Here is a 24,137-nt window from a genome sequence, read left to right as displayed (position 1 = left end):
GTTACGCTTTCAAGAAGAGCTGGTGAAGCGGGTTGAAGCCAATGCGGTAACAGAGCTCCGCCGGTTGCTCTGCATTCCAGATTGCAATCTCGGCCCGTTTTCCGGGCGCGATCGTGCCGATATCCTTGTGGAGCCCGAGTGCGCGCGCTGCCTCGCGGGTTGCCCCGGCCAGTGCTTCCTCGACGGTGAGGCGGAACAAAGTGCACGCCATGTTCATCGTCAAAAGCAAGGAGGTGAGCGGCGACGTGCCGGGATTGCAGTCGGTGGCGACGGCGATGCGCACGCCTGCTTCGCGTAGCAGCTTCACGGGAGGAGCCCGTTCCTCGCGCAAGGCGTAGAAGGCGCCGGGTAGGAGCACGGCAACGGTACCGGCTTCGGCCATGGCGTTGGCGCCCTCGGCGTCGAGATATTCAAGATGGTCGGCCGACAGGGCGCCGTAGGATGCCGCAAGCTTTGCGCCACCGAGATTGGACAATTGCTCGGCATGAAGTTTTACTGGCAGGCCAAGGCTTTTGGCCTTGTCGAACACGCGCGCGATCTGTGCCGGCGAAAAGGCGATTCCTTCGCAAAAACCGTCCACCGCATCGACCAGTCCTTCCGCGTGCGCCGCTTCAAGACCCGGCAGGGCGACCTCGGCGATGTAATCATCCGCGCGGCCGTTGTATTCGGGCGGCACGGCGTGCGCGCCAAGATAGCTCGTCTTGATCCGCACCGGGCGCAGCGTCGCAAGCCTTCGCGCAACGCGCAGCATCTTGAGTTCGGCTTCGATATTCAGGCCGTAACCGGATTTGATCTCGATCGTCGAAATCCCCTCGGCCAGCAGGGTGTCGAGCCGCGGCAGGCTTTGCGCCACCAGTTCATCCTCGCTGAGCGCATTGGTTGACTTGACCGATGATACGATGCCGCCACCGGCGCGCGCGATTTCCTCGTAGGTTGCGCCCTCGAGGCGCATTTCGAACTCGCGGGCGCGGTTGCCGCCGAAAACGAGGTGGGTGTGACAATCGACAAGCGCCGGCGTTGCCAGCCTGCCACCGAAATTCTCGATTTCTACATGGTTCCAGTCGGCGGGAACGTCTTTGCCAACCCAGGCGATGCGGTCGTCTTTCACGCCGATTACGCCATCCTCGATCAAGCCGTAAGGCGCGCCGATGTCTTCCAGCGTTGCGATCCGAAGTCCCGAAAGGATTTTTCTCATTGGCGTTGGCCGTGTCCCATTATGGTCTTGCTCATACCATTATTATGTATATACATATTATGTCAATCGGGTGCAGGAGAAGAAATGAGCGAGGCCACGAAATCAGTTTTTGCGCGCAGGGCCCTGACCGCCAATGGCTGGGAAAACAACGTTCTCATCCGCGTGGACGCGAGCGGACGCATCGCGTCGGTGACACCGGAAACCATCGAAGAATCAGATGCTTATACCGTCGACGCGTTGCTCCCCGCGCAAAGCAACCTGCACAGTCACACCTTTCAGCGCGCCATGGCGGGCTTGTCGGAAACACGCAGCCCCGCCGGACGCGACAGCTTCTGGACGTGGCGCGAAGTCATGTATCGCTTTCTCGATATTCTCGATCCTGAGGACATTGAGGCGATTGCCGCCTTCGCTTTCGTCGAAATGCTGGAGTCCGGTTATTCCAGCGTCGCCGAGTTTCATTATTTGCACCATCAGCCCGGCGGCGCGACTTATGCAAAGCTCGGGGAATTGTCGGAACGCATCGCCGCCGCCGCCAGCGCAACTGGCATCGGGCTGACGATTTTACCCGTCGCCTATATGCAGGGCGGCGTCGACGGCCGTGCGCTCGCTGGCGGTCAGCTTCGGTTCGGAAACAAGCTCGACCGCTATGTGCGGCTGGCTGAAGAGGCAAAGAAAGCTGCGGCCAGTGTCAGCCCCGATGCCGGCTTCGGTGTCGCGCCCCATTCCATCCGCGCAGTAAATGAACGCGACTTAAAGGCGCTGGAACAGCATTTTCCGGGCGTTCCCTTCCATATCCATATTGCCGAGCAGATTCCGGAACTTCAGGAAGTCGAGTCCGCCTATGGCCAGCGCTCGATGAGCTGGTTGCTCGATCATCTGCCCGTCGCTGAGCGCTGGTGCCTCATCCATTCGACCCACATGAATGAGGATGAGACGCTGCGCGTCGCGGCGAGCGGCGCGGTTGTCGGCCTGTGTCCGATCACCGAAGCAAATCTTGGCGACGGCATCTTCAACGGCGTCCAATATCTCAACGCTGGCGGACGGTTCGGCACCGGATCCGATTCCAATATTCGTATTGCGCCTTCCGAGGAGTTGCGCCAGCTCGAATACAGCCAGCGTCTGCGCGACGTTTCGCGCGTCACGCTTTCGCGCGACGGAAAATCCTGCGGCCGCACGCTTTTCGACGCCGCGTTGCTGGGCGGAGCTCAGGCACTCGGGCGGGCGAGTGGCAGCCTTGAAGCCGGCAAATGGGCGGATATGATTGCCCTTGATGTTGATAACGCAGCGGTTTTAGGCCTTGCCGGCGACAGGCTGCTTGACGGCTGGATATTTGCCGGCGACAGAGATGCGGTAAGCGACGTCTGGTCGGCCGGACGCCATGTCGTGCGCGAAGGCAGGCATCGCGATCGCGCCGCAATATTCAAGTCCTACAAGGCGCGCCTTGCGTCGATTCTGGAGAGAGTGTGACGGCAACCGCGCGCAAATCGTTCCATGCGATCAAGGCCGAGATGGCGCGCCGCATTGCCGAGCGTGTCTGGGCGCCCGGCGCGCTGATACCCGGCGAGGAGGTGCTTGCAGTCGAGTTTGGCTGCGCCCGTGCCACCGTAAACCGGGCGCTGCAGGAGCTTGCGCGCGGCGGCGTTCTGGTGCGCAAGCGCAAGGCCGGCACGCGTGTTGCGCTGCATCCGATGCGCGAGGCACGTTTCGTCATCCCGATCGTGCGCCAGGAGATCGAGAACAAGGGTGGCGCCTATCAGTTTCGCCTCGTTTCCAATGTCGTGGAAAAGGCACCGGCATGCGTGACGAAGCGCCTTGGCATCACCAAAGCCAAGGATATGCTGCATGTGCGCTGTCTGCACCTTTCCGATGAAAAGCCCTACCAGTATGAGGACCGCTGGATCAATCTGGACGCAGTGCCGGCCATTCGCCACGAGACTTTCGAGACCGTCAGCCCGAACGAATGGCTTGTCACTCACTCGCCGTTTTCACAGGCTGAAATCGTGTTCCATGCGGGCCTCGCCGACCCGGACGAAGCCGACATGCTCGATCTTGGCGTGAACGATCCCGTGTTCGTCATCGAGCGCCTGACCTACCTTCCGCAAAAGCCAATTACCTTCGTTCGCATGATCCATCCCGGCTCGCACCGCATGGTGACAAAGCTCTGATCGGCCCCGCCGCGTCGCTGGAATGCAAATGATCATTGGCGTTTGGCCCCAACTGCACTATTTGAGTCCCCAAGGAACGACAGGGATGGAATTTTAAATGGCAGACGTGACGAAAGATCAGGTTCTCGAACAGCTGAAGACCGTGACGGGCCCCGATTTCAACAGCAACATCGTCGAACTCGGCCTCGTTTCGGATATCTTCATTGCCGACAACAAGGTGTTCTTCTCGATCACTGTGCCCGCTGCCCGCGCCCAGGAACTGGAACCGCTGCGGTCCGCTGCTGAGCGCGTCGTCAAGGCGATGCCCGGCGTTGCCGGTGCAGTCGTCGCCTTGACCGCGGAAAAGAAAGGCGGCCCGACCAGTGATGACGCACCGCGGGCAACGCCGTCACCACGTCCCGTGCAACGTTCCGCACCTGCCGGGGCCACGCCGCCGCCGCGCGTTCCCGCGCAAGGCGCACAGCCGCACGCCCATGGAGCCGCGCCGGTGAAGGCCGGCGTGCCCGGCGTTGGCGCGATCATCGCTGTGGCCTCCGGCAAGGGCGGCGTCGGCAAGTCGACCACGGCGGTCAATCTCGCACTCGGCCTCAGCGCCAATGGCCATCGTGTCGGCATTCTCGACGCGGATATTTACGGGCCGTCCATGCCGCGCCTCCTCAATCTGCATGGCAGGCCGGAAGTGGTTTCCGGCCGGGTGCTGAAGCCGATGCAAGGCTATGGGCTCAAGGTCATGTCGATCGGCTTTCTTGTCGAGGAGGAAACGCCGATGATCTGGCGCGGGCCGATGGTGATGTCGGCGCTGACGCAGATGCTGCGCGAGGTGGAGTGGGGCGATCTCGATGTGCTCGTCGTCGATATGCCGCCGGGCACGGGCGACGCGCAATTGACCATGGCGCAGCAGGTGCCGCTTGCCGGCGCCGTCATCGTCTCGACGCCGCAGGATCTGGCGCTGATCGATGCGCGCAAGGGCCTCAACATGTTCAAAAAGGTCGACGTGCCGCTTCTCGGCATCGTCGAGAACATGAGCTATTTCATCGCTCCGGATACCGGCGCGCGCTACGATATTTTCGGCCATGGCGGCGCGCGCAAGGAGGCCGAACGCCTCGGCGTGCCCTTCCTCGGCGAAGTGCCGCTCGTTATGGAAATCCGTGAAACATCCGACAGCGGAAGGCCGGTTGTCGTCAGCAACCCCGATGGTCCGCAGGCCAAGGCCTATCGCGAGATCGCGGCGAAGGTCTGGGACGAGTTGCAATCGGCCAAGGGCGGACGCACCGCCCCGTCGATCGTGTTCGAGTAGGTCGGTTTCCTTGAAGGTGCATTTAAGTCCGCTCGGTATTTGCGGACTTTGGCACGGGGATACCGACCCCCGCCCGTTGGTCTCTACAGATTAACCGCTCAGACGCTGCCGACTCCAGCCGAGGCGTAGGGCCGCGTGAAGGGGCCGATGAGACCCGTCCACACCTGTTCATCACTCGATCGTCTTCACCGTCGATGCCCGGGCCTTGACCCTTGCCTTGGCGGCTGCGCCAATGCTGCGCGCATCCATGAACGCCTGGATTTGATCGAAGCTGACATAGCCGGCACCAGCCGTGTCGATTTCGGCGAAATGATCGGCGATGAAGCCCCAATTGGCGTCTTTTGCCTGCTGCTTCGTCAGTCGCGGGGAAGAACCTGCCGCGACCTTGAAGCGTTGCAGTAGCCGCTGGTCCAGTTCCCGCTGAATGCCGGTCTCGGTCAAGGGCTCGCGCACCGTGCCGGATGGATCTGCCGGCGGCTTGCGCAGATCGTCATAGGCTTGGGCCGGTGATGAAAGCATGAGCGCTGCCAAGAGTGATGTCGATATGATGATATGGTTCATGGCTCGCTGCTCCTAGTTAGAGGCAATGGCTGGCGGCAGGCTGTAGCGCGGATCGTCGAAATACTTGTCGATCTCCGCTTTCAGCGGCGCGCGCGACGCTTCGGTGTCGTAGGTCATGTGGCCACCTTCGAACCACTTTACCGGCACCCGGTCCGCCATTCCCGCATTCTTCAAATCAAGCTCGGTCTGGAATCCCGGCGTCGCTATATCCTCGTAGCCATGGATGATGAGCAGCCTTAGTTCCGGGTTGAAAGCCAGCGACTCCTTAAGGTCCGGGAGGCTGGAGGGGTCGTAACTGCTGTAACCACTTGTCAATCCGTCATGAAACCATTGCCAATAGCCGTAAGCGCTGCAACAAGCGCTGTAGTACGAGCTATTCTCGTAGTTCACCGATTGTTTCATATAGCTTTTGAACTGGTTGACGAAAGCGTCATCGATGTAACCGTCAGGACCGTAGGGTGAACTTTTCGGGAGTTTCATCCGCCCATCGTATCGTCCCAATTTGTAGCTGGGCACAAGATTGAGTTGCACCCAATCAGGCTTGGTGTTGATGTCGCTGGTCCACTGGGCTGCCGGGATGCCTGTCCTGGCTTCCAACTCCGCTATGAGTTCCTTACCCGGCGCGGTGTCCTTGACGGTCTTCCAGTCCTTAACCGATGGAAGGTATTTTTCTGTGACAAAGGTCCGCATGGATTGGAGGTAGCTTTCGGCGGATGCATTTCCCCGAGCCGCGGCGAGTTTATGATAATCGCCCACCATCGCATAGGAAGGCAAATATCCGGCGCAACTGGATCTGTAAGCCATGTGACAGTTGCTCGCATAGTTGAGAATCGGCGAATTCAGAATCAAGCCCGAAACGACAATGTTCTGTTTGCCGGAGGATTCCGGCAAAAATCGCGCCGTTCCCTCATCGAGCAGGAGATCTCCGACGATCGGCGTGCGGATACCGCCGTAGGACTCGCCATAGAGATATTTGGGCGATGTCTGGCGGTTGTTGACGTTGTTGTAGCGGATGATGAAATCGCGGAGCAAGCGGGCATCCGCATCGGTTCCCCAGAAATTATTGTTAATGTAAGGACTAATCGCCGTCGAATAGCCCGTTCCAGGTGGATCGACGAAAACGAGGTCTGTCTTGTCCAGAAGCGTGATTGCGTTTTCCTCAAGCGGAAGGCTCTCAGGCTGTTTCTTATAAAATTCTTCGGGAATTGAAGGCGCATCGGATTTCAGCCGCACCGGCCCCCAAGAGCCCATATGCAGCCAGATGGAAGCGGACCCCGGACCACCGTTCCACAAAAATGTTACAGGCCGCTTGTCCTTCGGAAGTCCGTCGCGCGTATAGGCCGTGTAGAATATTGCAGCTTCGGCAGCCTCTTGGCCAGCTGCCGCGTCCTTCGGTGCATAGGCAATCAAGTGGCCCGCTTGTGCGGTAAAAGGAGTGAGCGTGCCATTGATCATCATTTTACTCCGCTTGACCGACGTGGTCTCGTCTACAACCGACAATTCAATAGCCTCATCGTCCGAGGTCCCGTATGTGTTCGGATCGTGGATAACCCTGTCCGTGGGTGCGAGAAGCGCGAATGCCTCTTCTTCAAGCCCGGCTTCGGCCAGCAAATTGCCAGCTTCCAGCGTACGGCCCACTGCCGCCAGCTTAGTCGCCTCTTTTCGGGCTACGTCGGCAGGGCTCTCAACGACGGCGTCCATGGGAGGAGGCGCGACGTCGGGAGTAACAATCAGAGGCGCCACGGTCTCGCCTGAGACTGAGGCGACAGGCATTGCCGCTGTCTCGGTCGATGCGGCGAACGTTCCAGAACTGTTTGGGTGTTCACTCGCCGTTTTGTTGTCGTCGCAGGCTGTCAGCAAAAGCAAGGCGGCTAGGAATGAATATCTTAAATTCATTGGCGCTGAATCCTCGTCTGAAAAGTTTACCTTTTCAGATCGCGGAGCAGAGCGTCAATTCGCCTAAAGACTGATCAGATTTGTCAGTTGAACAAATCATGGGCAATCAGCATTCATCGCCGGTGAATAGTTCGACCACTTAGCCCTTCACGCGCTTCGCGTGCCAGGCAATGTGATCAGCCATGAAGGTTGAGATGAAAAAGTAGGAATGGTCGTAGCCGTCGCGCATATTGAGCGTCAGCGGAATGCCGGCCTTGGCGCAGGCGTCTTCCAGCAGCCAGGGGCGCAGACCATCGTCGAGAAATCCGTCGGCCTTACCCTGGTCGACCAGCAACTCCGCCACACGAGCACCATCCTCAATGAGCGCAACGCTGTCATAGGCCCGCCACTCAGCTTCGTCTGGCCCGAGATATTTCTCGAAGGCAGGGCGCGACCAGCCGGCGACCATGGGCCGCGCGATCGGCGCGAACGCTGAAACGGATTTGAAGCGTCCCTTGTGCTTCAGGGCTTGTGTGATCGCGCCATGACCGCCCATGGAATGACCGAATATGCCCTGGCGCTGCATATCCACGGGGAAATTGGCCGTGACCAGCGCTGGAAGTTCCTCGCCGATATAGCTGGCCATCCGATAGTTGGTCGACCAGGGCGCCTGCGTGGCGTCGAGATAAAAGCCGGCACCGCTGCCGAATTGCCAGTTGTCTTTTTCGTCCGGCACATTCTCGCCGCGCGGGCTCGTATCCGGGCAGATGATGGCAACGCCGTGTTCGGCTGCGGCGCGGCGATATTCGCCCTTGTCCATGACGTTCTGATGCGTGCAGGTAAGCCCCGAGAGGTACCAGAGGAGCGGCACCGGACCGTCCTTCGCCTGCGGCGGCAGGAATACGGCAAAGGTCATGTCGCATTGGCAGGCTTCGCTGCGATGGCGATAGACGCCCTGAATTCCCTCGAAGCTCCTGGCGGTCGATAGCGTTTCCATGGGTGATCCCGATTTATTGCGGTTGGCCGAGGGCGACGGCGACATTGACCGCGGCTGCGACCAGCACCGTATTGAAGAAGAACGAAACGATGGCGTGGACGAGATTGATCCGGCGCATCTGCGAACTGGTGATCGCGGTGTCGGACGTCTGCGCCGTCATGCCGATAATATAGGAGAAGTAGACGAATTCGATGCCGCCGGGCTCCTTGTCGCCCGGAAAGTCGAGACCGCCGGCGTGGTGGCGCGGCTTGTCCTTCACGCCGTCAGCGTCTTCGTCCGGCTGCCAGTACATATGGGCATAGTGGATCGCCGTCATCATGTGGATCGTCAGCCAGCCGAGCGGGACTGCGAAAAGCGTCAGCGTCAGGTCGAGCGGGTGCTTGTCCTGACCGGAATTGATCAGCGCAAACAGCGAGCCGACGGCGACGAGCACAGTGCAAAAAGTGACTGCGAAGATGATGCCCACAGGCTCGTCCGATTTGGCCGCATTGTTGCGAAGGTAGTCGGGCGTGAGCCTGTGAACCTTGAATGCCGACAGAAGCAGGTAGATGACGAAAAACGCATTGGCGGCAACGACAGCGGCAATGCGCGACGAAAGCAGGAACACCGCAACTGCGAATACGGCGATCCCGACAACGGCGGCAATGTAAAAGGGATTATGTCGTTTCCACATGTGGGGCCTTTTTCGAACGACAGCTAGTCTGTTGCGACCGCAGCGGGGCGCTGCATGTCGATATGCGGAATGTCGTCCTCGAGATATTCCTCCGACACCGGCACGAAACCGAAGGATTCGTAGAAACCCTTGAGGTGGCTCTGCGCCGAAAGATTGATCGGGCGTTCGGCATAAAGCCGCTCGCATTGGGCAATGGCCTCGACCATCAGCCGCTCGCCAAGACGCTTGCCGCGATGGTCCGGAGAGACGACGACGCGGCCGATCCGGGCAGCGGGCTCGTCCTTTTCCGGCTTGCGGATGCGGGCGCTGCCGACGAGCGTCTTGCCATCCATCAGGCGCAGGTGCAGCGCGTCGACATCCTTGCCGTCGAGCTCGGGGTAGGGACATTTCTGCTCGACGACGAAGACGTCGACCCGCATCTTGAGCATATCATAGAGTTCGCGCGGGCGGAGTTCGTCCAGCCCGCTGAGGATTACTTTATACGGACCGGGTTCCATCAGAAAGTGACGACCGAACGGATCGACTTGCCCTCATGCATGAGATCGAATGCGGTATTGATTTCGTCGAGCGGCATTGTGTGAGTGATCAACGAGTCGATATCGATCTTGCCCTCCATGTACCAGTCGACGATCTTCGGCACATCTGTGCGCCCGCGCGCACCGCCGAAGGCCGTGCCGCGCCAGTTGCGCCCGGTGACGAGCTGGAACGGCCGCGTCGAAATTTCCTTGCCGGCCTCGGCAACGCCGATGACGATGCTGGTGCCCCAGCCCCGATGGCAGCATTCGAGCGCTTGGCGCATGACATTGGTGTTGCCGGTGGCGTCGAAGGAAAAATCGGCGCCGCCGTCGGTCAATTCCTGGATTGCCTGCACGACTTTGTCATTGCCCACTTCGTTCGGATTGACGAAATCGGTCATGCCGAATTTCTTCGCCATCGCCACCTTGCCGGGATTGATGTCGACACCGATGATCTTGTCGGCGCCTACCATGCGTGCGCCCTGGATGACATTAAGGCCGATGCCGCCGAGCCCGAAGACGACGACGTTCGCGCCGGGCCACACCTTGCCCGTATAAATAACCGCGCCGATCCCGGTGGTGACGCCGCAGCCGATGTAGCAGATCTTGTCGAATGGCGCATCCTCGCGCACCCGGGCAAGGGCGATTTCGGGTAGCACGGTGAAGTTGGAGAAAGTCGAGCAGCCCATATAGTGGAAGACCTCACCGCCCTCGCAGGAAAAGCGGCTGGTGCCGTCGGGCATGACGCCTTGCCCCTGCGTCGAGCGGATGGCCGTGCACAGGTTCGAACGCTGCGAAAGGCACGTCTTGCACTGGCGGCATTCGGGTGTATAGAGCGGAATGACATGGTCGCCGACCTTGAGCGAGGTCACGCCCGCGCCAATCTCGCGCACGATTCCCGCGCCCTCATGCCCGAGGATCGCCGGGAATTTCCCTTCGGAATCAAGCCCGGAAAGCGTGTAGGCATCGGTGTGGCAGACCCCGGTCGCCATGATCTCGACGAGGACTTCACCGGGCTTGGGGCCGCTGATCTCGATCGTTTCGATGGTGAGCGGCTTTTTGGCCTCCCAGGCGACGGCGGCGCGCGATTTCATGAAATTCTCCCTGATGCGTCTCGATCAGCAATGTGATTTGCTTTGGCGCACTATCGGGAAGGGGCACAGGGTCGTCAATCCGATCCGCGACATTTCTCGTCGTCAGGTGCCGCGTCGTATCATCCCTCTGGACTCCCTGATACCAAGCCTGTCAAAAGGTCTGCACTTAGATATCGGACCTGTACGTGAAAGAACTGCCGCCCCTTCCTGTCACCGAAATCCTGCCGGCGCTCGATGATGCGCTGGCGCATGGAATCGCTGCCGTGCTCGTTGCCCCTCCCGGCGCGGGCAAGACCACGCTAGTGCCGCTGCACCTGCTTGGTGCGTCATGGCGGGGGGATGGCACGATCGTCCTGCTTGAGCCGCGCCGCCTCGCTGCCCGCGCTGCCGCGAACCGTATGGCGAGCCTCCTTGGCGAGAGTGTGGGTCAAACCGTCGGCTATCGCATGCGGCTTGAAAACAAGGTCTCGGCGAAGACGCGCATACTCGTCGTGACGGAAGGTGTGTTCGCCCGCATGATCCTCGATGACCCGGGGCTCTCGGGCATTTCCGTGGTGCTTTTCGATGAGTTTCACGAGCGTAGCCTCGATGCGGATTTCGGCCTGGCCCTGGCGCTCGATGTGCAGGCTGCATTGCGGCCCGACTTGAAGCTTCTGGTGATGTCGGCGACGCTCGACGGTGCGCGCGTGGCCAAACTCCTCGGCGGTGCGCCGGTGCTCGAAAGCAAGGGCAGGTCCTTCCCCGTCGATATCCGCTATCGCGAGCGGAAGCCCGACGAAAAGATCGAAGATGCAATGGCGCGGGCGGTGCGGGACACGCTCGCCGGGGAGAGTGGCAGCATTCTGGCTTTCCTCCCAGGACAACGCGAAATCGAACGGGCCATCGCAGCGCTTGAGGGGCGTGTTCCGGCGGACACCTTTGTCACGCCGCTCTATGGCGCGCTGGAGGGTCGTGACCAGGATGCTGCCATCAGCCCGCCGCCTCCCGGCAAACGCAAGGTGGTGCTCGCGACGTCGATTGCCGAAACGTCGATAACGATCGATGGCGTGCGCGCCGTTATCGACGCCGGCTTGGCGCGGCTGCCGAAATTCGAACCGGCGACCGGCCTCACCCGATTGGAAACGGTGCGGGCGTCGCGCGCTGCCGTCGAGCAACGTGCTGGGCGTGCCGGACGCACGGAGCCCGGCGTTGCGTTGCGTCTATGGCGTGCCGAACAGACTGCGGCACTCGAAGCCTTCTCGCCGCCCGAAATACTGGAAGCTGATCTTTCCGGCCTTGTCCTCGATTGCGCCGCCTGGGGCGTAACTAACCCAGCCAGCCTTTCATTCCTCGATTTGCCGCCGACGCCCGCGGTTAAAGAAGCAAAGGCGCTGCTCAACGAACTTGGCGCGCTCCACGATGATCGCATCACGCCGATGGGCGAGGCTATGCGCAATCTCGCTTTACCTGTCCGCTTGGCCCATATGGTGCTCGCGGCACGTGAGCGCGGCCAAGGCATGCGCTCTGCCGAAATCGCTGTGGTTTTGACGGAGCGCGGCCTTGGCGGCAACGACGTCGACATCGAAACGCGACTGGCGCGCTTTGAACGTGAGCGCGGTGATCGGGCGGCACGCGCGCGCGGACTGGCGAAACGCCTCGCTGGCAAGGATACAGGCCGGGCAGATGCGCAGGAGAGTGCCGGGCGGCTTCTCATAGACGCTTACCCGGACCGTATCGCCAAGGCGCGCGGCAATGGCCAGTTCACGCTCGCCAATGGCCGGGGCGGCGAACTCGACCCCGTCACCTCGCTGGCAAAATCGCCATGGCTCGTCGTCGCCGATCTTGCGGGGCGGGCGGGCCGTGCACGCATTCTTTCGGCAGCGGAAATCTCCGAATCCGACATACGCGCCGCCCTCGGCGATCGCATCATCAATGGCAGGCACGTTAGTTATGACCCGGCCCGCAACGCCTTGCAGGCGCGCGAAGTCACGCGTATCGGCGCCATCGCATTGTCAGAGAAGACCTTGCCGGCGCCAACTGGCGAAGAAGCCGACCGAGGCGTCATTGCGGCCGTCAGGGACCACGGCCTCGACATCCTGCCATGGTCCAGGGAAGCGGCGATCCTGCGGCGTCGCCTCACCTGGCTGCATCAGGGTCTTGGCGATCCTTGGCCGGCGATGGACGATGCGTCGTTGCAAGCAAACCTCGAAGACTGGCTGTTGCCTTATCTCGAGGGAACGGCTCAGCTCGGCCAGATATCGGGACATGCGATCGCCGAGGGGCTGCGTGCGCTGGTGCCTTATGATTTGCAGCGCAAGATCGATGCCTTGGCGCCAACCCATTTCGAGGTGCCGACCGGCTCGAACATTCCGATCCGCTATGAGGCGGAAGCGCCTGTGCTCGCCGTGCGCGTGCAGGAATTGTTCGGGCTCGGGACGCACCCGGCGATTGCCAGCGGAACGGTGCCCCTGCTGCTGGAGCTGCTGTCGCCGGCCCATAGGCCGATCCAGATCACCCGTGATCTACCCGGCTTCTGGAAGGGCTCCTGGGCCGATGTGCGCTCCGACATGCGTGGCCGCTACCCGAAGCATGTCTGGCCGGACGACCCCGCCAATGCGGTGCCCACTGCCCGCGCGAAGCCGCGGGGAACCTGAGCGGTCACAACCAACGATTAACGCTGAAGCAGGCTCCCAGGAATCATGTTTCCATTTGCGTGAGCTTTGTTCTAAATCACCGGCATGGTCCAGGATTTCCAGACACGCTCATCCTATCTCTCGCGCCGGCTCCGGCTGACTACGCTGATCCGGCTGCGCTGGCTTGCGGTGGCAGGACAGAGCATCGCCGTGCTCTTCGTCGCGCTCTACCTGAAGTTTCCGTTTCCCGTCAGCATATGCTTCGCGCTGATCGCCTGTTCGGCCTGGCTGAACCTTCTCATGTCGTTCCGCTATCCGATAAATCACCGCCTTGAACCGCGGGCGGCCATCACCGTGCTTGCCTTCGACATATTGCAGGTGGCGGGACTGCTTTATATGACCGGAGGGCTGCAGAACCCCTTCGCCGTGCTGATGATTGTTCCGGTCATCATCTCTGCGACGTCGCTGCCGGCCTATGCAACGACCGCACTTGGCCTTTTGGTAACGGCCTGCGCAACGTTGCTCGCCTATGTCTACCTGCCCTTGCCCTGGTATGAGGGCGAGACGATGCAACTGCCCTTCGTACTGATCGCCGGCGTCTGGTGTTCGGTCGTTTCGGCTCTGGCATTCACCGCGGTCTATGCCTACCGCGTCGCCGAGGAAGCCCGTCTCCTCGCCGATGCGCTCAACGCCACCGAACTCATCCTGCAGCGCGAGCAGCATCTCTCCGCGCTCGATGGACTCGCCGCCGCTGCCGCGCATGAGCTCGGCACACCGCTGGCAACCATCGCGCTCGTTGCCAAGGAGATGGAGCGCAGTCTCAAGAAGGATGACCGGTTCGCCGAGGATATCGAGCTTCTACGCTCGCAGACCGAGCGTTGCCGCGAAATTCTCAAGCGGCTGACGAGCCTGTCGTCGACCAGTGAAGAGCACATGTCGCGCCTCAAGATTTCCTCGCTGATCGAGGAGGTCATCGAACCCAACCGCAATTTCGGCATCAACATCGTCGTCTCGAAGATGCGCGGCGAAGGCAATGAGCCGGTTATCCGCCGCAATCCCGGCATTATATACGGTCTTGGCAATCTCGTCGAAAATGCCGTCGATTTCGCGCGCGAAACCATCAACGTCAATTGGGGCTGGAGCGACAGAACCGTGGAAATCGTCATCAGCGATGACGGCAAGGGTTTTGCACCCGATATCCTCGACCGCATCGGCGAGCCGTACACCACCGGCCGCGACCGCGCGATCAACGAGCATGGCGGCGGCCTCGGCCTTGGCCTCTTCATCGCCAAGACATTGCTCGAACGCTCAGGCGCGACAATTACCTTCCGCAATCGCAACGATCCTGGGCAGGGGGCAGAAGTCGTTGTTATCTGGCCTCGCCATCAATTGCTTACTGATGGATAATCTTTGACTTTTTGTTCATTGCGAACCATTAACATCCATATTTACAGTGAATGAGCAGGAATACCTGATGGAAAACACGGATCAGGACGATATTGAAGCGATCGGCGGTGATCGAACACTTCTTCTGGTCGATGACGACAAGCCCTTCTTGCAGCGGCTCGCACGCGCCATGGAGTCACGCGGCTTCGTTGTCGCCATTGCCGATTCGGTCGAGGCCGGTCTTGCGAGCGTCAAGGTCAATGCGCCGGCCTATGCGGTCGTCGATATGCGCCTTGGCGACGGCAACGGCCTTGATATTATCGAGGCGATACGCGCCCGCCGCGAGGATACGCGCGCGATCGTTCTGACCGGCTATGGCAATATCGCGACCGCGGTAAACGCCGTCAAAATCGGGGCGATAGACTATCTTTCGAAGCCTGCCGATGCTGACGAGGTCTTTGCCGCGTTGACGCGCCGAACAGGTGAAAAAGTTGCGCCGCCAGAAAATCCGATGTCGGCCGACAGGGTGCGCTGGGAGCATATTCAGCGGGTCTATGAAATGTGCGACCGCAATGTTTCGGAAACGGCGCGCCGGCTTAACATGCATCGCCGCACACTGCAGCGGATCCTCGCCAAGCGCGCCCCGCGTTAGATCGTGGTGACGATTAAAACATTTACTGCTTCTACAGCAATCTGAAACGAAACGCTTTATTCCACGTCGGTCTCGGGCAGCTCGATGCCGGCGAGTTCTGCGAGCGTCATGCGCGCAGCACTGACCCGCGCAAAGCGCAGAGTCATGGCCTTACGCGTAGCGCCGGGCAACTTGTGCTCGGGGGCGTCGCGAATGATCTCGGCGCCATAGCCATCCGAAAGGATGAATCCGCAATCGTCCGGAAAAATATCGGCGGGAACGCCGGGGTGGGTCGCGAAGAACAGCCGGTCGCAATGCTGGCGGTAAACCGGCCATTTGCGATCGACCCGGAAATCCTCGATCGAGGATTTGATTTCGACGATCCAGATTTCGCCACTGCGCGTCAGGGCAACGAGATCTGCGCGCCGCCCCGAGGCGAGCGAGAGTTCCGGCATGACTGCAAGGCCGAGTTCAAGGAACAGCCGCTGCACCCCGCGGCGCACCATCATGGCGTTTTCCGACTGGCGGCCATCTATCAAGGGGCTTGTCTGACCTAGGGAGACGAGTGGCATAAACGAGACAATACCGACAAAACTGCAACCATGGGTAGGAAAACCAATCGCCAGGTTGAGCAAAACATGGTTAACGAAACACTGCGCTTTACAGTTAATCAGGCATTAACAATATTGGCGCAAGAGAGGCGACAGCTAAACCAAACGCCGATTCGCGCACAATTATTCACTGGGGTGACCATGCAACTGAAGACTATCGTCCTTGCGGTTGGACTGATGAGTGCAACCGCCTTGACCGGTTGTTCGACAATCGGGCTCAGCTATTCGACCGCGTCCTATAATTCCGTCGTTGACGCGGGATACGTCATTCCAGCGGTTCCGCGCACCAAGATCCCGCCGCAATATCTGCGCCAGGAAGTCAACTATGACGGCGGCGAAGCGCCGGGAACGATCATTGTCGATACCAAGGCAAAATACCTCTACTACGTCCTCGGCGACGGCCGCGCCATGCGCTACGGTATCGGGGTCGGCAAGCAAGGCTTCGAATGGTCGGGCAGCGCCCGTATTGCCTTGAAGCGCGAATGGCCGACATGGACCCCTCCGAGGGAAATGATCGCGCGCCAGCCGAAGCTTGCCGAGTTCCGCGACGGCATGGATCCGGGCCTGAGCAATCCTCTCGGTGCCCGCGCCCTCTATCTGTTCAATAAGGGCGGCGACACCGGCTATCGCCTTCATGGTACACCGGAATGGTGGTCGATCGGCAAGGCGATGTCGTCGGGCTGCATCCGCCTGATGAACCAGGACATCATCGACCTCTACAATCGCGCCGAAGTTGGCGCCAAGGTCATCGTCCGCTAGCATTCGCGGCATATAAAAAGCGAAGGGCTCCAACATGTCGGAGCCCTTCTTTTTTGTCCTGCGAATGCTTTGTGCGTCAGTTGAGGGCGCACTCCTTCTCCGGCTTCAGCCGCGGCGTCTGTGTCCCGTCCGGTGCGAAGGATGGCGGCAGCAGCGCGGCCGGCGGGTTGGAACCCCAGCAACTCGGCTTGTCGCTCAACCTGAACTCCAAACGCGCACCCGACGATAGTTTGTCGAAATCGATCCATGGGCTGTCATGGGCTGCACCGTTCACCGTCAGTTTCTGGATATATTTGAGCGGGGTCTTGTCGGCCGCGATCGTTACGATCTTGCCGCTGCCTAGCTTTATCCGCGCTTCCGGGAAGATCGGACTGTTGATCGCAAATCCAGGCACGGCCGGGATTTCCGGATAAAGGCCGAGGGCTCCCCAGATGTAGACGCCGGACATGGCGCCTTCATCGTCATTTCCCGGCAACCCCGAAGGTGAAACCGTGAACTGCTCGTCAACGATGCGCCGGACCAACGCCTGCGTCTTGTACGGCTGGCTCGTCCAGTTGTAGAGCCACGGCGTAAGAAAGCCCGGTTCGTTGCCAATCCACAATCTTGCGGGCTGATAGCTCCAGCCGCCATTGAGGTTCTTTGTGAACTCATCCAGGCGGGCAATCCCGTCCTTTTCGGTTCCCTTGTCTTTGTCCGTATCGATCACCAGTTTGGCGAGCATGCCGCGAATGTCGTGCGGAACCATGAAGGTATATTGCTCGGCATTGCCCTCGCGGTAGTCAACATCCCCATTCGAGCTCGGCGTGTACGCCGTCCATGTTCCATCCTTGTTACGTGGCTGCAACTGCGGATAGGGCTGCCCGGCAACACTGCGCCAGTTCGGGTTGAACAGGTTGGCCCAGTTGCCGGAACGTTTCAGCAGCGTCTTCGGCTCGTCTGCTGCGGCTCCAGCGACGATCTGCGGATCCGTTGCAGCGATGCCGCTTGCGTATCGAGAGACGGCAAAGTCGGTGCTGGCATATTCCATATTCGTCGACGTCGCCTGATATTCGCCGCCGCCCTTGGCCAGATAGCCAAGTTCGATGTAACCGGCGAGTCCCGGCAGGTTAGTCGTCGTCCGGCATTTTGTGGCGCGGCCAAACGCCGTATCGAGCATGATCTTGCGCGCCTTCTGCCGGTCGAAGCCTGCTGCGCCGAAGGCGTTCGACTGGGCAACTATAATCGATGCGCCATCACCGGGCATGATGCTGCTGCTGGTATTTCCCTCCGCCCACATCGGGAAAGTCCCGCCGCAATCGTCCGCGTCGAAAACGAGCGACTGCATCATGTCGCCGACATCATCGGGCGCAAGCAGAGCCTGAAGCGGCGCAAGCGACCTGTAGGTGTCCCAACTCGAAAAGGTCGTATATTGGACATGGCCTTCGGGGGCCTTTTTCGTGGTGCCGGCGTCATTGAAACTGATGTACTCGCCGTTCACATCGCTGAACACGGACGGCGCCAGAAAGGCATGATACATGGCCGTATAGAATTTCGTCTTTTCGTCTTTGGTCCCACCGTCGACCTGGATTGCATTCAGCCGCTTGTTCCATGCCGCATCCGCTTGCTCACGGGCCTGTTCAAACGTGAGAGGCCCGCCCTCCGCTTCGAGGTTTGCCTTGGCATTGGCGATGCTGACATAGGATATAGCGACCTTCATCAGCGCCTTGACCGGAGCGGAGGGCGAGGGCGCCGGGAAGGCAAGGGTAACACTGTTGCCGCTTTGCACGGCGGTGAAGGCCCGGTCGAGCGTTGCGTAGAAATATATCTTGTAACTTTTTCCGCTGCCGCAGAACCCGCCTCCCGTTGCATAGCCGGAGACGGTGCGGTCGGCTTCGCTGACCGCGATGGTTGAAGACGATCCGGTGTAGTTTGTGCTGGCCTTAATTTTCAAGAGCGCAGGCTTGCCCTCGGGATAGGTAAAGCGACCCAGTCCACTGCGCACTGTACTTGTCAGTTCTGTTCGAATGGCATTCGACATTTTGACAGAGTAGTACCCGGCCCTTGCGACCTCGTCATTATGGCTGAAGGGAATAGTACCTTCTTTTGCGTCGATCTGCGGCATGATTGGAATCGCGCCGCCGGAAGGACAACCGACGCCGCTGAGATGTGTCAGGCTGAAGCCGGTGATAGATGCTTGCGGGTAGTGATAGCCAGGCGGGCTCCACGTTCCTGGAACTGCCGGCGTATCGGGACCCCATGCAATCATTCCGAATGGCGCATTTGCCGATGGCGTGGTGAATCCGCCAAGCAGGTCTTCCGTGCTTCCGGTATCGGTCGGAGGGACCTGCCCGGTTCCGATCATCGGATCGACGAATTGGGTCAGTGCCATGTCCGATTGATCGGGATTTCGCAACGCCATCTCGATTTCGGTCAGGCGCGACAGGATGTTCTTCAACGTTGCCGGATCGCCCGCAGGTTTGGCTGCAAGTTCCTTCTGCAACTGCGCGAGCGTCGCTTGTATCGTCTTGATGGCTTCCGGATCACCGCTTGGTTTCGCAGCAAGGTCCTTTTGAACCTGGGCAAGCGCATCCTGCAGTGCTTTGACAGCCGCTGGATCGCCGTCAGGTTTGGCTGCAAGTTTCGCCTGAACCTCGGCAAGTGTGTCCTGAAGTGCCTTGATAGCGACAGGATCGCCGTCCGGTTTGGCTGCAAGTTTCGCCTGCACCTCGACAAGTGTGTCCTGAAGTGCCTTGATAGCGACAGGATCGCCGTCAGGTTTGACTGCAAGTTTTGCCTGCACCTCGGCAAGTGTGTCCTGAAGCGCTTTGAGAGCGACGGGATCGCCGTCCGGTTTGGCTGCAAGTTTCGCCTGCACCTCGGCAAGCGCGTCCTGAAGCGCCTCGACAGCCTTCGGATCACCGGCAGGTTTTGCCGCAAGGTCGTTCTGCAATTGCGTCAGCGTCGCCTGCAGCGCCTTGATGGCCTCAGGATCGCCGTCAGGTTTGGCCGCAAGTTGTGCCTGCATCTCGGTGATGATGGTCTGCGCGTGCTCCAGTTCGGCAGCGCCTTGCGTTAGCGTTGTGCCCAAACTGCCGGCCGCCGCCTCGAGCTTGCTCTGGCCATCCTTCAGGCCTTGAATCTCGCCGGCCTGCTGGGCAATCGTCTGTTCGAAACTGCTCGTGTCGTTGTTGCTGTCTGTCTGTCTGTCGTTATTGCAACCCGCCAACAACGACACGCCGACCAGACCCGCCGCGAATGCGGTCCGTGATTTCATAATTTCCTCCCAATGAATTAAATATGATGTGCAAAGATCAAAATCCGCCGGCTCTATCGCCGAACAATATCGATATGTTTGCCGGCGCGAATTTGCGACCGGGCGGGCGCTTAGCCAATTTACCTCCCCTTTTGCGAAAATCGCCAAGCGCGCATGGCCTGTCAATTCAACGAAGGTCGTAAACATGCTCGGCTCATCTGAAAATCGTCATGTTGACCTGCTACGTCCCGCCCCAATAGATTGAGGCAGATGCGCAGAAACTGGAAGGTCATCATGTTCAAAACCATTGCCACCACACCATTCGACGACCAGAAGCCCGGAACGTCCGGCTTGCGCAAGAAAGTCCCGGTCTTCCAGCAGAAGAACTATGTCGAAAACTTCATCCAGTCGGTGTTCGATTCGCTTGAAGGATATAAGGGTGAGACGCTCGTCATTGGTGGCGACGGCCGCTACTACAACCGCGACGTGGTGCAGATTGCCTTGAAGATGGCGGCCGCCAATGGCTTTGGCCGCGTGCTCGTCGGGCAGGGTGGCATCCTCTCGACGCCCGCGGCATCGAACGTGATCCGTAAATACAAGGCCTTTGGCGGCCTCGTTCTTTCGGCCAGCCACAATCCGGGCGGTCCGAACGAGGATTTTGGCATCAAGTACAATATAGGCAATGGGGGGCCGGCGCCGGAGAAGATCACCGAGGCGATTTTCGCGCGTTCGAAGGCGATCAAGCAATATGTCATCGCGGAAGCTGCAGATATCGATATCGATACGATCGGCAAGCGCGAAATCACCGGCATGCAGGTCGAAATCATCGATTCGGTTGCCGACTATGCGGCGCTTATGGAACAGCTTTTCGACTTCGATGCGATACGTGACCTCATCAAATCTGGTTTCACCTTCCGCTTCGATTCGATGCACGCCGTAACGGGCCCCTACGGCAAGGAGATTCTCGAGAAGCGCCTCGCCGCGCCGGAAGGCACATGCGTCAACTTCGTACCGCTGACCGATTTCGGCGGGCATCATCCCGATCCCAATCTCGTCTACGCCAAGGATCTCTATGACCTTTTGATGTTGCCGGACGGCCCGGATTTCGGCGCCGCGTCCGACGGTGACGGCGACCGAAACCTGATCATCGGCAAGGGCATCTTCATCACTCCATCCGATTCGCTTGCGATGCTTGCGGCCAATGCCCACCTGGCCCCCGGTTACAAGGCCGGTCTCAAGGGCATCGCACGCTCGATGCCGACCAGCGGTGCCGCGGACCGCGTCGCCGAAAAGCTCGGCATCGGCATGTACGAAACGCCGACGGGCTGGAAGTTCTTCGGCAATCTGCTCGACGCCGATATGGCGACGATCTGCGGCGAGGAAAGCGCCGGCACCGGCTCGAACCACGTGCGCGAGAAGGACGGGCTTTGGGCCGTGCTGCTCTGGCTCAACATACTTGCCGTGCGCCGCATGAGCGTTATTGACATTGCCCGGGAACATTGGGCGACCTACGGGCGCAACTATTATTCGCGTCATGACTATGAAGGCGTCGATACGGCTGGCGCCAACAAGATGATGGACGATCTGCGCGGCAAACTCGCTTCGCTTCCCGGCACGAAGGTCCAGGGTCTGACGATCGCAACCGCCGACGACTTTGCCTATCACGACCCGGTCGACAAGTCGGTGAGCGAAAACCAGGGCATACGCGTACTCTTCGAAGGCGGCTCGCGCGTCGTCTTCCGCCTGTCAGGCACCGGCACGTCGGGCGCGACGGTCCGTGTCTACGTGGAACGCTATGAGCCAGATCCGAAGCGCCATGATCTTGAGACACAGAGCGCACTTGCCGACCTTATCCGCGCTGCGGAGGATCTTGCCGGGATCAAGGCTCACACGGGTCGCGACAAGCCGAGTGTGATCACTTGATTATTGCCGCGCCGCGCCTTCAACGCGCGGATCGTCGCCAAAAGTCGCGAGAGTGAAGCCCAGCCGCAGGTCCGGCATGTCGCATATGGCATTTACGCCGTAGTCGGAGAAATGCAGCCGCCATGTCGTCTTGCGCACGGGGTTTGGCATGGCGAAGCAGGCACAGGAGAGCAGGGCGAGATTGGCGCCGCCTTGCGGATCGCGCACGGACTGGTAGCGAATGAGATCGATGCCCGCCGCAAGCGCCGCATCGGCAAGGTCGAGGCAGGCGGAATAGTCGGTTGGATGCGTCCAGCGGCTTCGATGTTCGGCAAAGGGCGCGACCGTCAGATCGATGGCGTGGGTCGTGGCGTAGCGCGCTTCGAACGCGGTGAATTCGAGCGCATTGCGCGGCCAGGGTGTGCCCGGACTTTCGATGAAAAACAGCAGACGGTAAAAAGCGGTTTCGGCAACAGCCGTTTCAACCATCTCGCTCGAATAGAAAACGCCCGGCGAATAGCCTTCGCGGCGAAAGCGAGAATTGCCTGGATAGCGCCCGTAGCGAAACGGGGTCGCAAGCAGATAGTCGAGATGAATGCAGGCGGGCGGCAGCGGCGGCTTGGTGGCTTCGAGTTCATCTTCAAGCAGTGCCTGCTCGTCGAGCGTGTCGACGAGTTTCATCGTTGAAACGCGATGTTGCGCTTCGACCAGACGCCAGCAGCCGCCATGGCTGTCCCTGGCTTCAGATCGGAGCGCGTCGGGCGTCCAGATAGGCGAGGACATGGGTGAGGCCGTCAATGGTTTTGATCCGGTTGAGCGGCTTGCCGCCGAGCATCGTGTTGTCAGTTCGCATCCATGTGCGCGCCACCGCATCGTCGCCGCCGACGATAGCGTCGAGCGAACGGTAGAGGCGGATGAAAAGCAGCGCGAGTTCATAACTCTTGCCGGTGAGCGGCGCGCCATCGAGGCTACGCTTCAAGCGCGATATGCTTGGCTCCGAAAGCCCGACAATATGGGCGAGTTCCTTTGCGGTGAGGCCCAGCAGTTCCGATGACCGCAACAGCGCCTTGGAAACGACGGCGGTTCGATCCGGGATTTCTGATAGCGGCTGAGCAGCGATTCCCATGAATATTCCTTTCAATGGAAAGAAATATATAGAATATTTCCTAGGAAATCAAGTTAGCGCCGCGCCTGCACTGTCATTGGCAATCCGCCATCGGGTTGCGTCGTCAATTTCTGCACGGGCCACGGCTTGTAGGCGCCGGCGACATCGAATCTGAAGCGGTGGAGCAGCGTCGCCAGCGCGATGATCGCCTCCTGGAGCGCAAAACTTGCGCCGATGCACACGCGCGGCCCGGCGCCGAACGGCAAGTATTGGAAACGGTCGATCCTGTCGCGATTTTCCGGGTGAAAACGCGACGGCATGAACGCATCGGGATTGTCCCAATAGAGCCGATGGCGATGGACCGTCCATGGCATAACCAATACAGCCGCCCCCTTGGGCAATTTCAGGTCCATATATTGATCGTCTTCGATCGGTTCGCGGTTGATGGAGGGAGCCGGGGGATAAAGCCGCATTGCTTCTTCGAAAGCGGCGCGGGTGAGCGGCAATGCGTCGAGCCAGGCATGCGGGGGCGGCACGTCCGCCTGCGCCATAAAGGCGTCGATCTCGGCTTCGATCAGATCGCGTTCCCAAGGCGCCTTGGCGAGGAGATAGAGCGTCCAGCCCAGTGCGCGCGCCGTGGTTTCATGCCCGGCGCCTATGAACGTAATGATATTGTCCTCGATCTCGGCGCGCGAAAGTCCCTTCGGGCCTTCCGCCCTGAGCAGCAGGGTCAGAAAATCGTTTGGAACCTTGTCGCCTTCCCGGTCCATGCGCTTGCGGCGCATCTCCATGGTGTTGGCAACGATCTGCCGGAAGAAGGCGAGGGCGCGCCTGCCCCGGATTTGGGTGAAGCGTGGCATCCAGTTCGGCGCCCCAAGAAGGTCGAGCGGATCGACGCGGCCCATGGTTTCAAACAGGCGGTCGACCTCGTGCGAAAACTGGTCCGGATCGCCCGCAATCTCGCCGGAGAACAGCGTCTCGGCCAAAATATCATAGGTCAGCATGGTCATGTCGCGCGACACGTCCGTAGGACCGGAAAGGTTCTCGTAGCGCTTGGCGAAAGTCTCGCTCGTCCGCCTCATCGCCTGGGCAAAACCATTGATGTGGCGAGGTGTAAATACCGGTGCCATGGCCTTGCGAGAACGGCGCCACGTTTCGCCTTCGGCCGTCAGGAGGCCATCGCGCAAGATGGGGCGGAGGATCCGCTGGCGAACCGCCGCCATCTTGTAGTTCCTGGCATTGTCGACGAGGACGTGGCGGATGAGGCCAGGATCATTGGCGATGATCGTGTGGGCGAAGGACCAGTCGATCGACACCCACGGTTCATTATAGGAAGGCTCTCCCCATAGTTCGAGCGGGTTGCGATAAATGGTTCGAATAAGGCGCAAGGTTCCGACCGGCCCGGTACGCGGGATGGGCGCTGGAGGAACAAAGGCGCTTTGAACAGTATTCATATTAGCAGGCTCCTGCCGACCATGTGGGCATGTGGGTGCAGAAATGCCAATGGTTTCTTTTGGGGCGGCACCA

Annotated in this window: 20 protein-coding genes; 8 read left to right on the top strand and 12 right to left on the bottom strand. The window is 60.0% G+C overall.

Translation table 11 applies throughout. The annotated features are described in order from the left end of the window. Nucleotide 1: 1 nt before the first annotated feature. The gene (hutI, locus tag HQ945_RS06930; RefSeq protein ID WP_174207837.1) at nt 2–1,195 is read right to left on the bottom strand and encodes an imidazolonepropionase; all 1,194 of its coding nucleotides are present in this window, start codon (nt 1,193–1,195) and stop codon (nt 2–4) included. A gap of 84 nt (nt 1,196–1,279) precedes the next feature. Between hutI and HQ945_RS06925 the strand changes: the two genes are divergently transcribed. From HQ945_RS06925 to HQ945_RS06915, 3 genes are all read left to right on the top strand, one after another. Further along, nucleotides 1,280–2,662, top strand: a complete 1,383-nt coding sequence (locus HQ945_RS06925; protein ID WP_113280211.1) for a formimidoylglutamate deiminase — start codon at nt 1,280–1,282, stop codon at nt 2,660–2,662. Beyond that, nucleotides 2,659–3,360 (top strand): histidine utilization transcriptional repressor HutC, encoded by a 702-nt coding sequence (locus tag HQ945_RS06920; RefSeq protein ID WP_343051178.1) that lies wholly within the window; start codon nt 2,659–2,661, stop codon nt 3,358–3,360. The genes HQ945_RS06925 and HQ945_RS06920 overlap by 4 nt, the downstream gene beginning before the upstream one ends. 97 nt (nt 3,361–3,457) lie before the next feature. Continuing rightward, a complete protein-coding gene (locus HQ945_RS06915; RefSeq protein WP_174207836.1) occupies nt 3,458–4,657 on the top strand; it encodes an Mrp/NBP35 family ATP-binding protein in 1,200 nt (399 codons plus the stop codon). 171 nt (nt 4,658–4,828) lie between these two features. On the opposite strand, the gene HQ945_RS06910 is transcribed toward HQ945_RS06915, so the two are convergent. The 6 genes from HQ945_RS06910 to HQ945_RS06885 form a co-directional block, all read right to left on the bottom strand. Further along, nucleotides 4,829–5,218, bottom strand: coding sequence for a hypothetical protein (locus HQ945_RS06910; RefSeq protein WP_113280213.1), 390 nt, complete (start codon nt 5,216–5,218; stop codon nt 4,829–4,831). 12 nt (nt 5,219–5,230) lie between these two features. Beyond that, nucleotides 5,231–6,991 carry a S10 family serine carboxypeptidase-like protein gene (locus HQ945_RS06905; RefSeq protein ID WP_207719701.1) on the bottom strand — a complete coding sequence of 587 codons (1,761 nt, stop codon included), beginning with the start codon at nt 6,989–6,991 and terminating at the stop codon, nt 5,231–5,233. A gap of 262 nt (nt 6,992–7,253) precedes the next feature. Beyond that, nucleotides 7,254–8,090, bottom strand: coding sequence for an S-formylglutathione hydrolase (gene fghA / locus HQ945_RS06900; RefSeq protein WP_113280214.1), 837 nt, complete (start codon nt 8,088–8,090; stop codon nt 7,254–7,256). 13 nt (nt 8,091–8,103) lie between these two features. Then, nucleotides 8,104–8,763 (bottom strand): DUF1345 domain-containing protein, encoded by a 660-nt coding sequence (locus HQ945_RS06895; RefSeq protein WP_027230599.1) that lies wholly within the window; start codon nt 8,761–8,763, stop codon nt 8,104–8,106. 23 nt (nt 8,764–8,786) lie between these two features. Then, nucleotides 8,787–9,260, bottom strand: a complete 474-nt coding sequence (locus tag HQ945_RS06890; protein WP_113280215.1) for a GNAT family N-acetyltransferase — start codon at nt 9,258–9,260, stop codon at nt 8,787–8,789. Next, the gene (locus HQ945_RS06885; protein WP_027230597.1) at nt 9,260–10,372 is read right to left on the bottom strand and encodes an S-(hydroxymethyl)glutathione dehydrogenase/class III alcohol dehydrogenase; all 1,113 of its coding nucleotides are present in this window, start codon (nt 10,370–10,372) and stop codon (nt 9,260–9,262) included. The genes HQ945_RS06890 and HQ945_RS06885 overlap by 1 nt, the downstream gene beginning before the upstream one ends. Before the next feature lie 185 nt (nt 10,373–10,557). On the opposite strand from HQ945_RS06885, the gene hrpB reads away from it, so the two are divergent. The 3 genes from hrpB (at nt 10,558) to HQ945_RS06870 (ending at nt 15,022) form a co-directional block, all read left to right on the top strand. Further along, nucleotides 10,558–13,005 carry an ATP-dependent helicase HrpB gene (gene hrpB, locus HQ945_RS06880; RefSeq protein WP_113280216.1) on the top strand — a complete coding sequence of 816 codons (2,448 nt, stop codon included), beginning with the start codon at nt 10,558–10,560 and terminating at the stop codon, nt 13,003–13,005. An 84-nt stretch (nt 13,006–13,089) separates the two neighbouring features. After that, complete coding sequence (locus HQ945_RS06875; RefSeq protein WP_027230595.1) at nt 13,090–14,391, top strand: ActS/PrrB/RegB family redox-sensitive histidine kinase; 1,302 nt, start codon at nt 13,090–13,092, stop codon at nt 14,389–14,391. A 67-nt stretch (nt 14,392–14,458) separates the two neighbouring features. Next, on the top strand, nt 14,459–15,022 hold the full coding sequence (locus HQ945_RS06870) for an ActR/PrrA/RegA family redox response regulator transcription factor (RefSeq protein WP_027230594.1): 564 nt from the start codon (nt 14,459–14,461) through the stop codon (nt 15,020–15,022). A gap of 56 nt (nt 15,023–15,078) precedes the next feature. On the opposite strand, the gene HQ945_RS06865 is transcribed toward HQ945_RS06870, so the two are convergent. Further along, nucleotides 15,079–15,573: an MmcB family DNA repair protein gene (locus tag HQ945_RS06865; RefSeq protein ID WP_113280217.1), complete on the bottom strand. Its 495-nt coding sequence runs from the start codon at nt 15,571–15,573 to the stop codon at nt 15,079–15,081. Nucleotides 15,574–15,753: 180 nt separating this feature from the next. Here HQ945_RS06865 and HQ945_RS06860 point away from each other — a divergent pair, with 180 nt between their 5' ends. Continuing rightward, nucleotides 15,754–16,371, top strand: a complete 618-nt coding sequence (locus tag HQ945_RS06860; protein WP_027230592.1) for a L,D-transpeptidase — start codon at nt 15,754–15,756, stop codon at nt 16,369–16,371. Nucleotides 16,372–16,447: 76 nt separating this feature from the next. Here HQ945_RS06860 and HQ945_RS06855 read toward each other — a convergent pair whose 3' ends face one another. Continuing rightward, nucleotides 16,448–19,624, bottom strand: coding sequence for a GH92 family glycosyl hydrolase (locus tag HQ945_RS06855; RefSeq protein ID WP_162737144.1), 3,177 nt, complete (start codon nt 19,622–19,624; stop codon nt 16,448–16,450). A gap of 270 nt (nt 19,625–19,894) precedes the next feature. Here HQ945_RS06855 and HQ945_RS06850 point away from each other — a divergent pair, with 270 nt between their 5' ends. Next, nucleotides 19,895–21,526 carry an alpha-D-glucose phosphate-specific phosphoglucomutase gene (locus HQ945_RS06850; protein WP_174207886.1) on the top strand — a complete coding sequence of 544 codons (1,632 nt, stop codon included), beginning with the start codon at nt 19,895–19,897 and terminating at the stop codon, nt 21,524–21,526. Here HQ945_RS06850 and HQ945_RS06845 read toward each other — a convergent pair whose 3' ends face one another. Genes HQ945_RS06845 through HQ945_RS06835 form a run of 3 tightly spaced genes read right to left on the bottom strand, consistent with a single transcriptional unit; the run spans nt 21,527 to nt 24,064 of the window. After that, complete coding sequence (locus HQ945_RS06845) at nt 21,527–22,288, bottom strand: RES family NAD+ phosphorylase (protein ID WP_113280219.1); 762 nt, start codon at nt 22,286–22,288, stop codon at nt 21,527–21,529. Then, nucleotides 22,248–22,631 carry an MbcA/ParS/Xre antitoxin family protein gene (locus tag HQ945_RS06840; RefSeq protein WP_091950804.1) on the bottom strand — a complete coding sequence of 128 codons (384 nt, stop codon included), beginning with the start codon at nt 22,629–22,631 and terminating at the stop codon, nt 22,248–22,250. The genes HQ945_RS06845 and HQ945_RS06840 overlap by 41 nt, the downstream gene beginning before the upstream one ends. Before the next feature lie 53 nt (nt 22,632–22,684). Beyond that, the gene (locus HQ945_RS06835) at nt 22,685–24,064 is read right to left on the bottom strand and encodes a cytochrome P450 (RefSeq protein ID WP_113280220.1); all 1,380 of its coding nucleotides are present in this window, start codon (nt 24,062–24,064) and stop codon (nt 22,685–22,687) included. Between the last annotated feature and the right edge of the window lie 73 nt (nt 24,065–24,137).

The sequence above is a fragment of the Phyllobacterium pellucidum genome (assembly GCF_013327855.1).
GTDB lineage: Bacteria > Pseudomonadota > Alphaproteobacteria > Rhizobiales > Rhizobiaceae > Phyllobacterium > Phyllobacterium pellucidum.
Note: the sequence above shows the minus strand (reverse complement) of the source record. Positions and strands in the feature narration are given on the sequence as shown.